This window comes from Nocardia sp. NPDC005745 (assembly GCF_040630775.1).
Classification (GTDB): Bacteria; Actinomycetota; Actinomycetes; order Mycobacteriales; family Mycobacteriaceae; genus Nocardia.
The window spans coordinates 163,895-176,781 of record NZ_JBEXYF010000007.1 but is presented as its reverse complement, the minus strand read 5'-3'; the positions used below and the strand labels follow the sequence as shown (position 1 = coordinate 176,781).

The following is a 12,887-nucleotide window of genomic DNA, read 5'->3' as shown; positions in this document are numbered from 1 at the left end:
AATTCCTCTCTACTGCCCGCTCTTGCGCGCCGCGAGATCGTCGTCGAACCGGGCGCGGATCTCGTCGGCGACGCCGGCGAGGTTGAGTTCGAAGGTGAATCCCTGCTCGTATCGGTAACTGCGGTGCACGTCCTGCACGTCGATGCCGTTCAGGGCCCGCTTTGCCGCCCGGATCACCCGGCCGTCCTTGGCCGCGATGTTCTTGGCCAGCTCCAAGGCGGCGGCGTCGAGTTCGGCGCGCGGCACCACCTGGTAGACCGAGCCGTAGTGGTGCAACTGCTGTGCGGTGATGGTGCTCGCGGTATAGAACAGCGCCCGCATCAGGTGCTGGGGTACCAGCCGTGCGAGGTGGGTCGCCGCGCCGAGGGCGCCGCGGTCGACCTCGGGCAGCCCGAAGGTGGCGTCGTCGGAGGCGATCACCACATCCGCGTTGCCCACCAGTCCGATGCCGCCGCCGAGGCAGAAGCCCTGGACCACCGCGATCACCGGCACCTGGCACTCGTACACCGCGGCGAACGCCTCGAAGCAGCCGTGATTGGCGTCGATCAGCGCCTGGTGGCCCGGCTTGCTCTGGATCTCCTTGATGTCCACGCCCGCGTTGAACCCGCGGTTCTCCGCGCGCAGCACCACCACCTTGGTGTCCGGATCCCGCCCCGCCGCGCGCACTTCGTCGGCGATGGCGAACCAGCCGTCGGTAGGGATGGCGTTGACCGGCGGATAGTCCACCGTGACCACGCTGATGCCGGTCGATTCGGAGTGGCGGTTGATCCCCATGGCACTTCCCGTCGTGTGTGAACGCATTGGCAAAGCAAGCAGTTGCTTGGTAGGTTAGCACGGTGGCACTCGAAATCGATCTGGCCGAGCGCGTCGTTCTGGTGACCGGCGGCGTGCGCGGCGTCGGCGCGGGCGTGAGCAAGGCGTTCCTGGCCGCGGGCGCGACCGTCGTGGCGTGTGCGCGGCGACCGGCGGACGCGCCCGTCGAAGTCGACGGGCGTGCGATCGAGTACATGCCTTGCGATGTGCGGGACGCGGACGCGGTGCGCGCGCTGGTCGAGGGGATCGTCGAGCGCCACGGCCGCCTCGACCATCTGGTCAACAACGCGGGTGGCGCTCCCTTCGCGCTCGCCGCCGACGCGAGCAAGAACTTCCACACCAAGATCGTCGAGCTGAACCTGATCGCTCCGCTGCTGATGGCGCAGGCCGCCAACGCGGTGATGCAGCGGCAGGACGAGGGCGGCTCGATCGTGAACGTGTCGAGCGTCAGCGGGCACCGTCCGTCGCCGGGCACCGCGGCCTACGGCGCGGCCAAGGCGGGCATGGACAGCCTCACCGGCTCGCTCGCCGTCGAGTGGGCCCCGAAAGTACGGGTGAACTCGCTGGTGGTGGGCCCGGTGAACACCGAACTGAGTCAGCTGCACTACGGCGATCAGGACGGCGTCGACGCGGTGGGCCGAACCATCCCGCTGGGCCGCATGGCCCGCCCCGACGACGTCGGCCGCTGCGCGGTGTTCCTGGCCTCGCCGCTGGCCGCCTACGTCAGCGGCGCGACTCTGCTGGTGCACGGCGGGGGTGAGCGGCCCGCCTTCCTCGCCGCCTCCACCGCCGACCAGCAGTCCTGAACACACCGGAGGGGGAGCAGTCATGAGCGGTCGGTCGCGGCAGCGGAGCGGGACGATGGAGAGCCCCGCTCATAGCGGAAAGGGTCACCGAGCGCGAGCGGCCGGGCCGGGAGCCGGGAGCGGAGCGTAACCACGGAGGGCCCCGCTCATGCCGAAATCGGAAGCAGCATGAGCGGTCAGGCCCATCGGCAGCGGAGCTGACCACGAGGAGCCCCGCTCACATCGGAAAGGGACACAGTATGGACACCGAGCAGATCTGCGCGGGGCGCGTCGTCATCGTCACCGGCGCGGGCCGGGGCATCGGCCGGGCGCACGCCCTCGCCTTCGCCGCGGCGGGCGCCCGCGTGGTGGTCAACGACATCGGTTCGACGCTGGACGGTGCGGCCACCGCGGAAACACCCGCCGCTCAGGTGGTCGCGGAGATCGAGGCGCTCGGCGGCCAGGCCGTGGCCAACGGAGACGACGTCGCCGACTGGGAAGGCGCCCGCAATCTCGTCCGCCAGGCCGTCGACACCTTCGGCAGGCTGGATGTGCTGGTCAACAACGCCGGTTTCGTGCGCGACCGGATGTTGGTCAACCTGAGCGAGGACGAGTGGGACGCGGTGGTCCGCGTGCACTTGAAGGGGCATTTCGCTACCATGCGGCACGCGATCGAGTACTGGCGCGCGGAGGCCAAGGCGGGCCGTCCGGTCGAGGGCCGGATCATCAACACCAGCTCCGGAGCGGGCCTGCAAGGCAGTGTCGGGCAGAGCAATTACGGCGCCGCCAAGGCGGGCATCGCGGGCCTGACGCTGACCGCGGCGGCCGAATTCGCGCGCTATGGCGTGACGGTGAACGCCATCGCCCCGTCCGCGCGCACCAGGATGACCGAGACGGTTTTCGCGGACATGATGGCCAGACCGGAGGACGGCTTCGACGCGATGGCGCCGGAGAACGTGTCTCCGCTGGTGGTGTGGCTGGGCAGCACCCAGTCGGCGGCGGTGACGGGACGGGTCTTCGAGGTCGAGGGCGGCAAGGTGGCGCTGGCCGACGGCTGGCGGCACGGGGTGGCCGTGGACCGCGGCGCGCGCTGGGATCCTGCCGAACTCGGCCCCGTCGTGGCCGATCTGATCATCAAAGCGACTCCGCCGGAGCCGGTGTACGGGGCCTGATCGGCTTTGCCCTTCCGAGGCGCGTTCGCGGAACGGGGTCTAATATGGGCACCCATCCGTTCGGAAAGTCCCGTGTGAGAGTGGCGACCGGGCACAGAACTGCGCTTCGACTGATGAGGGGAAGGCTCGGCGCATGGCAGGAGGTCGCGCATTCCGTGCGCTGGCAGCAGCCTGCGCCGTCGCGGGTTGCGCGCTGCTCGGCAGCCCGGCCGTCGCCGCCGCGCAGCCTTCCTGCGCCTCGTGCGTCGCGGACCCCGCCCCGCCGCCCTATGACAGCGGTGGTCCCTGGTATTCGCTGACCGTGCCCGGGCAGGAGGCGGAGATCAGCGCGGCTCCCGCCCAGCCGACCGCTGAAATCGGTTCGGCCACAGCGGGTTCGGCGGCGGCTGGTGTCGCCGCCGGTTCCGCCGGGTTGGGTGTGGTGCTGGGTTCCGGCTCGGCCGGTCTGGGGGTGGTGCTGGGTTCTGGTTCCGCCGGTCTCGCGCTCGCCCTGGGTTCCGGTTCGGCCGGTCTCGGCGTAGTGCTCGGCACCGGGTCGGCGGCTCTCGGTTCCGCTGCGGCCGGTTCCGGCTCATCGGTCCTCGGTACCGGTTCGGCCGCACTGGCGACGGGCTCCGCCGCACTGGGTGCCGGTTCTGTCTTGCTGGGCGGTACGGGCTCCGCCGCATTGGGTGCGGGCTCGGCGGTTGTGGGTGGTACCGGTTCGGCTGTGTTGGGTACAGGTTCTGCCGCGTTGGGTGCGGGCTCGGCGGTTGTGGGTGGTACCGGTTCGGCTGTGTTGGGTACGGGTTCCGCCGCGTTGGGTACGGGTTCCGCCGTCCTCGGCGGCACCGGTTCCGCCGCGGTCGGCTCGGCAGGGCTCGGATCCGCAGGTGTCGGTTCCGCCGCGACCGGTTCGGCCGCAACGGGTTCCGCCGCGTTGGGTTCGGCTGCCGTCGGATCCGCGAGTCCCCTACTGCTGTTGTTGATTCCGCTCCCGCAGGCGACCGCTCCGCCCGCCCCCGCTCTGCCGCCGGTGACCGTTCCTCCGGCGCCCGCCTCGGTGACACCGGGGACTTCGCCGATTCCGATTGGCGTGTCAACACTTCCGCCGCTCGCCGCGCGGCCACCCGATCTCGCCGCCCCGGCGCTCGATCTCGCCGCGCCTCCGCAGGCGCAGCAGCCCGCGACTCCGGCGGTCCTCCCGACCGGCTCCACCGACGCCCTTCCCGCGACGAAACTGCTGCCGGTGATCGGCGGCCTGATCGCGCTCGGCCTCGCGGGAGCGGGCTCCGGCGTGATCAGTTTCCAGAGCGCGGCGGCCGCGCAGGCCAGGATCGACGCCGCCCGTGCCCAGTTCTTCCCGAGGCCGTGAGGGCAGCCCATGAGCGTGAGCCGCATACGGGGTGACCTGCGGTCCTACCGCCGAGTCGCCGCCGCCGTCGACGCGGTGTGCGCGGTGGCGGCCGACTTCGACGCGACCACCCTCGACGAAGTCGTTCACGCGATCGCGGGCGAGCGGCGTCGTGAGATCGAAATCGCCAGTGCTCGATTGGGTCCCGGCGTCTGCGGGCAGCGCCGTCTCTATCCGGACCGCGACGTGATCGTGCTCGCCGAGACACTGCCGAGCCGCGAGCACACCCTCGCGCACGAACTTGGTCACATCGTCTTCGACCATGAAGGCGCGCCCGCGCCGGAAGTGACGCTGGAGGCCGGCGACGACCTGATCGCCTACATGCTCAGCGAGCGCGCGCATCAGCGGATCGTCGACGACGGCGCCGACGAACTCGCCGAATGGGAGGCCGAGACGTTCGCCGCCATGCTGATGACCCGATTGCGCGTGTTCAACAGCCGGGGCGCGGGCGTCTCGGTTCTCCGATTCGACGAGGCGCTCGGATGACCCTGTGGTCGACGGCTCTGCTGGTCTGGATGGCCGCCGGCGCTCGGGTGGGTCGCGTTCTGGTCAAGCCCGCGACCACGGCCCGGGTGGCCATCGTCGTCGCGGTCGCCGCTGTCGCGCTCGCCGCGACCGTCGCGGTGCCCGAGATCGCTGTCGCGCTGGACAATCTCGCCCCGGGCGGCGTGCCCGCGGGCCGACTGTCGGACGGCGTCGTCACCGCGAGCTGGATCGCCTTCACCACGGCCACCTCGATGGTCGCCTCGGCCGCCTGGCCGGTGGTGTCGCGGCGCAACCTGCGGAAGGTCGCCCTGGTCGTCTACGGCGTCGGCCTTTCCGCGGTGATGGTCACGCTGACCTGGTCTTACACCTTCGGGTGGTCGGCGGTGGCCGCGGGGAGCGTGTTCGTCGTCGTCACCGGTCTGCGCACTCTGGACTGGACCGCGCTGGGTCGCGGTATCGCGCTCTACACCGCGGGCACGGCGGTGGTCGCGCTGCTCGCGGCAGGTCGGGTCCTGCGCGCGTTCCAGCACGCACCCCCGGCCGCGCCCGGTACTCCCGCCTGGGCATGGCCGCTCTGGGGCCTCGCGAGCCTGCTCATCGCGCTCGGCGCGGTGTGGATCGTGGTGGAACTCTGGGTACGCGCGCGGGTGCTGCTGCGCAGGATCCGCGCGCTGCACCGGACCATGGTCGGACGCTTCCCCGAGGTGGTCGCCCACGAACAGAGCGGATTCTCCACGCAGCTCAAAGCTTCCGACCAGGTGGCGCAGATCATCGACGCGTTGTACCTACAGTCCGGCGGCGGTCTCGTGCTGGCGGAACTGGCGTCGCCGCCTGCCTCGGTGGCGGACCGGGCCGCCCGGGTCGCGCGGTGGGCGCACGACCCGGCGGGGGAGACCCTTGTAGACGCACGGTGGATTGCTCCGCCCGAAGGCATTAGTCCCCGCGGCTGGGTCCAGGCCGTAGCACGGGCCTATCGGGTGAGCGCATCCGCACCCGCGCGAAATTGATCGACTTCACGCGAATCCGATCAATCTGACGCAAATGAGCGCGACCGATCGGACTATTCGGACAGACCGGTTGGATCGGAAATCTCCTTCAGGGCGAAGCGCGGCCGACGAACCACCCCCGAATGTACTTATCCGACGCCCGATCCGAACCGCAGCACTAACCGACGCGCGTCCGTGCCCCAATTTCTCGGGGCACGGACGCGCGCCGGTTGTGTGCTGTGCCCGCTTTACGCGCGCATAACACAGCACAGTGCGACCCTGAGGGTCGCACTGTGCTGCCGTGCAAGAGAACCTATTCGGTGCCGTCCGGAGGAATTTCGGGCAAGCCCTCGCTTGCCCGCAACTTCTCCGCCATAGACGTGAGCAGATTCTGTGATTCTTCGGACAAGTCGAACGCTCTACTCGACAGCCGTCGCAGTCCATAGCCCTGCAGCTGGGACAGCAGCTCCAGATCGTGATCGATCTTGGCGGCATAGATGTCGTTGAAGAAGTAGTCCGGCTTGACTTTGAAGAACTTCGCCAGGGCGGCCACCGTCTCATCCGACGGGTTCGTCCGTTGTCCCGACCGCAACTGCGACAGGTACGGTTTCGAGATCGGATGTCCGGAGGCCGTCAGCGCCGCCGCCACCTCCGCGTTGGTGTGCGGCTTACGCCCCGGGGGATGCACGGTTTCGAACAGCTTGTTCAGCCGCGCCGCGAAATCAGCCATTGTGAGCCGCCCAATTCCCTTCGCTGTACTAACAGTCGTTATCTCGGATACGTATCATTGATATTAGCGGCTCAGTAACTGAAAACCTACGCCTGATTCCGGATTTCCTTGAAGCTTCTAGGTCGGATGGCGGCGAAGGGGCTGGGACGGTCGGGTTTGCGGGTCACCCCAAGGCCTCTCGAGAACCCGCGGTACGAACCGGTTCTGGCCCGTCGCTGCGGTCTCGGGAGAGGGGGTCTTGATAGCCGCAAGATAGCTGACATCTCATGAACTGGGCGGTACATGGGTTTGTGTGGCGTACGACACGTTTGCGCCCGTGGGGGATGAACGTTCAACCAACGCACGCGAAATGGTTGAAGTCACAAACGTTCGATGATCGTTCCTGTCGCGAGTGCGCCACCGGCACACATGAGAACCATTGCGGTACTGCGATCGGAGCGCTCCAGTTCGTGCAAAGCCGTTGTGATGAGACGCGATCCGGTGGAGCCCACCGGATGTCCGAGGGCGATGGCACCGCCGTTGACATTAACCCGGTCCATGTCGGGCTGGTGTACAGAGGCCCACGAAAGTGCGACCGACGCGAACGCTTCATTGATCTCGAAAAGGTCGATGTCGCCGATATTCATGCCGGACCGCTCCAGCAGCCTGCTGCACGCCTGGACCGGGCCGTCGAGGTGGAACTCCGGCTCCGCGCCGACCACCGCTTGGGTGACGATCCGCGCTCGCGGCCGCAATCCGGCTCGCTGCGCGGCCTTTTCGTCCATCAGCAGCACGGCGGCGGCGCCGTCGGAGATCTGCGAGGACGATCCGGCGGTGTGCACGCCGCCCTCCAGCACCGGCTTCAGCTTCGCCAGGCCCTCGACGGTGGTCTCGCGCAGGCCCTGATCTCGCGACACGTCGAGCTTTTCGCCGGTGGGATTGCCTTCCTTGTCGACGGCGGGCGCGGTGACGGTGAGCACCTCGCGATCGAACCGGCCTTCCGCCCATGCCTGCCGGGCCAGGCGCTGCGAGCGCGCGCCGAACGCGTCCACATCCGCGCGAGTGATACCGCGCCGCTTGGCGATTCGTTCGGCTGCCTCGAACTGATTGGGCAGGTCGATGTTCCACGACGCGGGCCTGCGCGGCCCGGCGTTCTCGCCGACGTTGGCGCCCAGCGGAACCCGGCTCATCGCCTCCACGCCGCAGGCCATGCCGATCTCGATGGCGTCGGCCGCGATCAGGCCCGCGATCAGATGGTTGGCCTGCTGGGCCGATCCGCACTGGGTGTCGATCGTGGTGGCGCCGACCTGCCACGGCAGGCCCGCGTGCAGCCAGGCGACCCGGGTGACGTTGTTGGACTGCTCGCCGGCCTGGGTGACGCAGCCGCCGATGACCTGTTCGACCAGTGCCGGGTCCAGATGTGCGCGCTCGAGCAGCCCACGCTGGGCCGCGCCCAGCAGTTCGGCCGCGTGCAGCCCTGACAGCCAGCCGCCGCGCTTGCCGATCGGGGTGCGTGCGGCCTCGACGATCACGGGTGTGCCCATGTCCAACCTCTCTTTATGGGACAGAAAACTGAAACGCGTTCATAGCACTTGCCAGGGGCGGATCTGTCCGGTTTCTTTCCTCATTCTCGCGCCTGTGCTTCAATGATTATAGAACGTGTTTCAGTTTGTCGAAGGAGACATCTGGTGGTAGACACTCGGAACGCCCGGCCGAATCTCCCGGACGGGTTCGACGTCACGGACCCGGACATCTACGCCGAGCGTGTTCCGGTCCAAGAGTTCGCCGAGCTGCGCCGGACGGCGCCGATCTGGTGGAACCCGCAGTCGCCGGACGTCAGCGGCTTCCACGACGAGGGCTTCTGGGTGGTGAGCAAGCACGCCGACGTCAAGGAGGTCTCGCGGCGCAGCGATGTGTTCTCCAGCTACGAGAACACCGCGATCCCGCGGTTCAACGACGACATCGCCCGGGAGCAGATCGAACTGCAGCGGATCGTCCTGTTGAACATGGACGCGCCCGAGCACACCAAGCTGCGCAAGATCATCTCGCGCGGCTTCACCCCGCGCGCCATCAACGGCCTGCGCGCGGAGCTGTCGGCTCGCGCGGAATCCATCGTGAAGGCGGCGGCCGAGGCGGGCTCCGGTGACTTCGTCACCCAGATCGCGTGCGAACTGCCGCTGCAGGCCATCGCCGAGTTGATCGGCGTCCCGCAGGAAGACCGGATGAAGGTCTTCACCTGGTCGAACGACATGACCGGCTACGACGACCCGGAGAGCACCGCCGACCCGGTCGCGGCGTCCGCCGAGATCCTGGGTTACGCCTACCAGATGGCGGCCTCCCGCAAGCAGTGCCCGGCCGACGACCTCGTCACCACGCTGATCGAGGCCGATGTCGACGGTGACAAGCTCAGCGAGGAGGAATTCGGCTTCTTCGTGATCATGCTCGCGGTCGCGGGCAACGAGACCACCCGCAACGCCATCTCGCACGGCATGATGGCGTTCCTGGAGAACCCGGACCAGTGGGAGCTGTTCAAGAAGGAGCGCCCGGCCACGGCCGCAGACGAGATCATCCGGTGGGCCACGCCGGTCACCTCGTTCCAGCGGACCGCGCTGGAGGACACCGAACTCGGCGGCGTGCAGATCAAGAAGGGCCAGCGGGTGGTCATGCTCTACCGCTCGGCCAACTTCGACGAGGACGTCTTCGACCACCCGGAGAAGTTCGACATCATGCGCACGGACAACCCGCACCTCGCCTTCGGCGGCACCGGCGCGCACTTCTGCATCGGGGCGAACCTCGCCCGGCTGGAGATCGATCTGATCTTCAACGCCATCGCCGATCACCTGCCCGACATCAGCAAGGTCGCCGACGGGAAGCGGCTGCGTTCGGGCTGGCTGAACGGGATCAAGGAGTTCCCGGTCGACTACAAGACCTGCCCGGTCGCGCACTGAGACACGCGAAAGGACCCTCGCACCAGCACGGTGCGAGGGCCCTTTCGTATGACCTCAGCCGACCGGACGCGCGGTCTTCATGGCGCGATCGACCTCCCAGAACGCGCGCAGCGCGGTGATCTTGCCGTCGTCGTCGACACGGTAGGTGAATACGCCGTCGGCGTCGATCAGGTGACCGCCGATGGTGCTGCGGATGGTGCCGGTGAAGGCGACTTCGTTGCCGCAGGCGAACGAGTCGCCGAACAGGAACTCGATCAGCTCGGTCTTCGCGATCGCCATATCCCAGAACGCGGCGATGGCGTCGGTGCCGCGGTGGCCCCTGCCCTCCGGATCGAAGCCGGACGGGCCGATCGGGTCCTCCACGATGCCGTCGGCGGCGAACAGCGCGACCCAGGCCTGCTTGTCCCGCGCTCGCACGGCGGCCTGTGAGGCCAGGCCGGCAGCCCTGGCCGGATGCTCGGTTGCGGTGGTCATACGGCCTCCCTCGGCCAGCGGGTCGTCATCGTTCGGTGAGGACGGGTTCGGCGATGTACTGTTCGGCGAATTTGCGCAGCGAGTCCTGCTTGGCGGACAGTTCACCGTCGAATCCGATGCCGTCGGCCAGCCAGGGCACCACGATCGCGTCGGTGACGCCCGCGTCGGCCAGGTCCTGATAGCCGGAGCGGCCGAACCGGTCGACGCACACCGCCTGGATCTCGAACGGCTCGCCGGATCGGCCGAACTCGACGCGCAGCGCGTCGAGCTTGCCGATGGTGCCGCGCAGCTCCTCGTAGGTCATCATCGCCGAGGTCCAGCCGTCGCCCACCCGCGCAGCGCGCCGCAGTGCCGCGTCGGTGTGCCCGCCGATGTAGAACGGCACCGGCTCGCTCGGCGCCGGGCTGATCTGCAACGGATCGAAGTCGAAGAACTCGCCGTGGAACTCGGCCATGCCACCGGCCAGTACCAGTTTGATGACCTCGATCATCTCGTCCACCCGGGCGCCGCGCCGCGCGAAGGGCACCCCGCACCACTCGAATTCCTCTGGTGCCCAGCCGATTCCGACTCCGAAGCCGAAGCGGTTACCCGACAGGTTGGCCACCGAGCCGACCTGCCGGGCCAGCAGCAGCGGATTGCGGGAACCCAGCTTGAGCACGTTCGTGTAGAAGCGGATACGGCTGGTGACGGCCGCCATGGCGGTCGCGCCGATGAGCGGGTCGACCCACGGCGTGTCCGGGCCCCAGAATCTGCTGCCGTCGGCGGTGTAGGGGTACTTCGCCGCCGCCGACTTCATGTAGAACAGCGAGTCCGGCAGCGCGATCGACGAGAACCCGCACTCTTCTGCGGTTTTCGCGAGTTCGGTCAGCTGGTCCAGTGGACTCAGCGCGATGCCGACGGTGAACTTCAGGGGCGTCACCGCCGCTCCGATCCGACCACCCACATCGAGAAGTACTGCGACCCGCCGCCGTAGGCGTGGCCGAGCGCTTTACGCGCGCCCTCGACCTGATAGTCCCCGGCCCGCTGCATGACCTGCTTGGCGGCCTCGGCGAACCGGATCAGCCCGGAGGCGCCGATCGGGTTGGACGAGAGCACGCCGCCGGACGGATTGACCGGAAGAGCGCCGCCGATCTCGGTCTCGCCCTTGTCGGTGAGCTTCCACCCGTCGCCCTGCGGCGCGAAGCCGAGGTTCTCCAGCCACATCGGCTCGAACCAGGAGAACGGGACGTAGATCTCGGCCACGTCGATCTCTTCGAGCGGGTTGGTGATACCCGCCGTCTCCCACAGCGCGGCGGCCGCGTCCCGGCCCGCCTGGGGATTGACCTGGTCGCGCCCGGCGAAGGTGGTCGGCTCGGTGCGCATCGCGGTGGCGTGCACCCAGGCGACCTTGCGGCCGGTGGCCTCGACCGCTTCGGCGGCCTCCGCGTCACCGAGCACGATCGCGCACGCGCCGTCGGAGGAGGGGCAGGTCTCGTCGAAGCGGATCGGATCCCACAGCATCTGCGAGGCGAGCACCGATTCCATCGTGATGTCGGGCTGCTTCAGATGCGCGAGCGGATTCTTGGCGCCGTTGCGGCGATCCTTCGCCGCGACCATGGCGCCGATATGGCCCGGTGCGTTGGAGCGCCGGATGTAGGAGCGCACGTGCGGAGCGAAATACCCGCCCGCACCCGCGCCGACCGGCATGGTGAACGGGACCGGAATCGACAACGCCCACATGGCGTTCGACTCCGACTGCTTCTCCCACGCCACCGCGAGTACGCGCTTGTGCACGCCCGCCTGCACCAGATTGGTCGCGACGATGCCGGTGGAGCCGCCCACCGAACCGGCGGTGTGCACCCGCAGCAGCGGCTTTCCGGTGGCGCCGAGCGCGTCCGCCATGAACAGCTCGGGCATCATGACGCCCTCGAAGCCGTCCGGCGCCTTGCCGACCACGACCGCGTCGATATCGGCGATGGTGAGACCGGCGTCGGCGAGCGCACGATCGATGGCCTCGCGGCACATCCCCGCCATGGACACGTCGGTCCGTTTCGTCACGTGATGGGTTTGTCCGGTGCCGAGCACCGCCGTTGGCAAGGTCATCGGGTCTCCAAGACGGTCACAAGGTTCTGCTGAAGCGCGGGGCCGCTGGTGGCATGGGCCAACGCGCGATTCGCCGAGCCCGCGATGATCGCCTCGGCCGCGAAGCCGATGCGCTCCAGGCCCGCGGCGAACATCGGGTGGGCCGCGAGCGCGCCGCCGGACGGATTCACCTTCGTGCCGTTCTTCAGCCCGATCGCCTCGGCGAGGATCAGCTGCTGATGACTGAACGGCGCGTGCAACTCGGCGATGTCGAAATCGCTGACGTCACCGCCGGTGACCGCCTTGGCCGCGGCCGCCGTCGACGGCGAGACGGTGAGGTCGCGCGCACCGAGCACGGGAGTATCGATTCGATGCGCCATGCCGGTGATCCACGCGGGGCGCTCGCACAGTTCGCGAGCGCGGTCGCCGACGGCGAGCACGATCGCGGCCGCGCCGTCGGTGATCGGCGCGATGTCGTGCGCGCGCAGCGGATCGGCGACATAGGGCTGGTCGAGCAGGCTGTCCGCGTCACCGGACGCCCCGGCGGCCACGGCCGCCATGTCCCGTTCGGTCCAGCGTCCCGCGTCAAGGCCGGCGCGCGCTTGCAGGCCCGCGATGGACCATGCGTCCGGCCACAGCGGCGCGACGACGTACGGGTCCAGCTGCATGGTGAGCACCTGGCGCAGCGTGCCCGCGGAGGACTTGCCGAAGCCGTACACCAGCGCTGTCTTCGCCTGTCCCGAGCGCAGTTTCACCCACGCCTCGTACAGCGCCCAGGCCGCGTCCATCTCCACGTGCGATTCGTTGATCGGCGGCACCGCGCCGATGGCGTCGATCGCGGAGATGAACGAGAAGGCCCGTCCGGCAAGGTAATCGGACGAGCCCGAGCACCAGAAGTCGATATCGGACTTGGTGATGCCGAGCCGGTCGTAGAGCTGCTGGAAGCAGGGCACCAGCATCTCGACACCGTTGGTGGTGCCGAAGGTCTCCGGCACGTGCGGCGCGTGGGCGAAACCCACGACCGCGATGTCGGTGGCGTTGTCAGTCAACGTGCGCCTCT

Annotated in this window: 13 protein-coding genes; 6 read left to right on the top strand and 7 right to left on the bottom strand. The window is 68.6% G+C overall.

Going from position 1 to position 12,887, the window contains the following annotated elements; all coding sequences use genetic code 11:
* Nucleotides 1-9: 9 nt before the first annotated feature.
* Nucleotides 10-774 carry an enoyl-CoA hydratase family protein gene (locus ABZ420_RS10275; RefSeq protein ID WP_039794869.1) on the bottom strand — a complete coding sequence of 255 codons (765 nt, stop codon included), beginning with the start codon at nt 772-774 and terminating at the stop codon, nt 10-12.
* Between the two features lie 62 nt (nt 775-836).
* Between ABZ420_RS10275 and ABZ420_RS10270 the strand changes: the two genes are divergently transcribed.
* The 5 genes from ABZ420_RS10270 (at nt 837) to ABZ420_RS10250 (ending at nt 5,656) form a co-directional block, all read left to right on the top strand.
* Complete coding sequence (locus ABZ420_RS10270; RefSeq protein ID WP_357119777.1) at nt 837-1,619, top strand: SDR family oxidoreductase; 783 nt, start codon at nt 837-839, stop codon at nt 1,617-1,619.
* A gap of 239 nt (nt 1,620-1,858) precedes the next feature.
* Entirely contained in the window at nt 1,859-2,770 is a 912-nt protein-coding gene (locus ABZ420_RS10265; RefSeq protein ID WP_357119774.1) for an SDR family oxidoreductase, read from the top strand.
* A 133-nt stretch (nt 2,771-2,903) separates the two neighbouring features.
* Nucleotides 2,904-4,124, top strand: a complete 1,221-nt coding sequence (locus ABZ420_RS10260) for a hypothetical protein (protein ID WP_357119771.1) — start codon at nt 2,904-2,906, stop codon at nt 4,122-4,124.
* Nucleotides 4,125-4,133: 9 nt separating this feature from the next.
* Complete coding sequence (locus tag ABZ420_RS10255; protein WP_357119768.1) at nt 4,134-4,649, top strand: ImmA/IrrE family metallo-endopeptidase; 516 nt, start codon at nt 4,134-4,136, stop codon at nt 4,647-4,649.
* On the top strand, nt 4,646-5,656 hold the full coding sequence (locus ABZ420_RS10250) for a hypothetical protein (protein ID WP_357119766.1): 1,011 nt from the start codon (nt 4,646-4,648) through the stop codon (nt 5,654-5,656). The genes ABZ420_RS10255 and ABZ420_RS10250 overlap by 4 nt, the downstream gene beginning before the upstream one ends.
* A 292-nt stretch (nt 5,657-5,948) precedes the next feature.
* Here ABZ420_RS10250 and ABZ420_RS10245 read toward each other — a convergent pair whose 3' ends face one another.
* The gene (locus ABZ420_RS10245; RefSeq protein ID WP_011207048.1) at nt 5,949-6,365 is read right to left on the bottom strand and encodes a helix-turn-helix domain-containing protein; all 417 of its coding nucleotides are present in this window, start codon (nt 6,363-6,365) and stop codon (nt 5,949-5,951) included.
* A gap of 359 nt (nt 6,366-6,724) precedes the next feature.
* Nucleotides 6,725-7,888, bottom strand: a complete 1,164-nt coding sequence (locus tag ABZ420_RS10240) for a steroid 3-ketoacyl-CoA thiolase (protein WP_357119763.1) — start codon at nt 7,886-7,888, stop codon at nt 6,725-6,727.
* 102 nt (nt 7,889-7,990) lie between these two features.
* Here ABZ420_RS10240 and ABZ420_RS10235 point away from each other — a divergent pair, with 102 nt between their 5' ends.
* Entirely contained in the window at nt 7,991-9,292 is a 1,302-nt protein-coding gene (locus ABZ420_RS10235; RefSeq protein ID WP_357119760.1) for a cytochrome P450, read from the top strand.
* A 54-nt stretch (nt 9,293-9,346) separates the two neighbouring features.
* Here ABZ420_RS10235 and ABZ420_RS10230 read toward each other — a convergent pair whose 3' ends face one another.
* The 4 genes from ABZ420_RS10230 to ABZ420_RS10215 are packed head-to-tail and all read right to left on the bottom strand — an operon-like array spanning nt 9,347 to nt 12,876.
* Nucleotides 9,347-9,766 (bottom strand): nuclear transport factor 2 family protein, encoded by a 420-nt coding sequence (locus ABZ420_RS10230; protein WP_357119757.1) that lies wholly within the window; start codon nt 9,764-9,766, stop codon nt 9,347-9,349.
* A 25-nt stretch (nt 9,767-9,791) separates the two neighbouring features.
* Nucleotides 9,792-10,676: a TIGR03619 family F420-dependent LLM class oxidoreductase gene (locus ABZ420_RS10225; RefSeq protein ID WP_357119988.1), complete on the bottom strand. Its 885-nt coding sequence runs from the start codon at nt 10,674-10,676 to the stop codon at nt 9,792-9,794.
* Between the two features lie 5 nt (nt 10,677-10,681).
* A complete protein-coding gene (locus ABZ420_RS10220) occupies nt 10,682-11,848 on the bottom strand; it encodes a thiolase domain-containing protein (protein WP_062968724.1) in 1,167 nt (388 codons plus the stop codon).
* Nucleotides 11,845-12,876 (bottom strand): thiolase domain-containing protein, encoded by a 1,032-nt coding sequence (locus ABZ420_RS10215; RefSeq protein WP_062968722.1) that lies wholly within the window; start codon nt 12,874-12,876, stop codon nt 11,845-11,847. Before ABZ420_RS10215 ends, ABZ420_RS10220 begins: the two co-directional genes overlap by 4 nt.
* Nucleotides 12,877-12,887 lie beyond the last annotated feature (11 nt).

Coding starts and splice junctions, on each gene's coding strand:
- ABZ420_RS10220 (WP_062968724.1), bottom strand. CDS start 11,848: ATGACCTTGCCAACGGCGGTGCTCGGCACCGGACAAACCCATCACGTG.
- ABZ420_RS10265 (WP_357119774.1), top strand. CDS start 1,859: ATGGACACCGAGCAGATCTGCGCGGGGCGCGTCGTCATCGTCACCGGC.
- ABZ420_RS10235 (WP_357119760.1), top strand. CDS start 7,991: ATGATTATAGAACGTGTTTCAGTTTGTCGAAGGAGACATCTGGTGGTA.
- ABZ420_RS10260 (WP_357119771.1), top strand. CDS start 2,904: ATGGCAGGAGGTCGCGCATTCCGTGCGCTGGCAGCAGCCTGCGCCGTC.
- ABZ420_RS10245 (WP_011207048.1), bottom strand. CDS start 6,365: ATGGCTGATTTCGCGGCGCGGCTGAACAAGCTGTTCGAAACCGTGCAT.
- ABZ420_RS10275 (WP_039794869.1), bottom strand. CDS start 774: ATGGGGATCAACCGCCACTCCGAATCGACCGGCATCAGCGTGGTCACG.
- ABZ420_RS10255 (WP_357119768.1), top strand. CDS start 4,134: ATGAGCGTGAGCCGCATACGGGGTGACCTGCGGTCCTACCGCCGAGTC.
- ABZ420_RS10230 (WP_357119757.1), bottom strand. CDS start 9,766: ATGACCACCGCAACCGAGCATCCGGCCAGGGCTGCCGGCCTGGCCTCA.
- ABZ420_RS10250 (WP_357119766.1), top strand. CDS start 4,646: ATGACCCTGTGGTCGACGGCTCTGCTGGTCTGGATGGCCGCCGGCGCT.
- ABZ420_RS10240 (WP_357119763.1), bottom strand. CDS start 7,888: ATGGGCACACCCGTGATCGTCGAGGCCGCACGCACCCCGATCGGCAAG.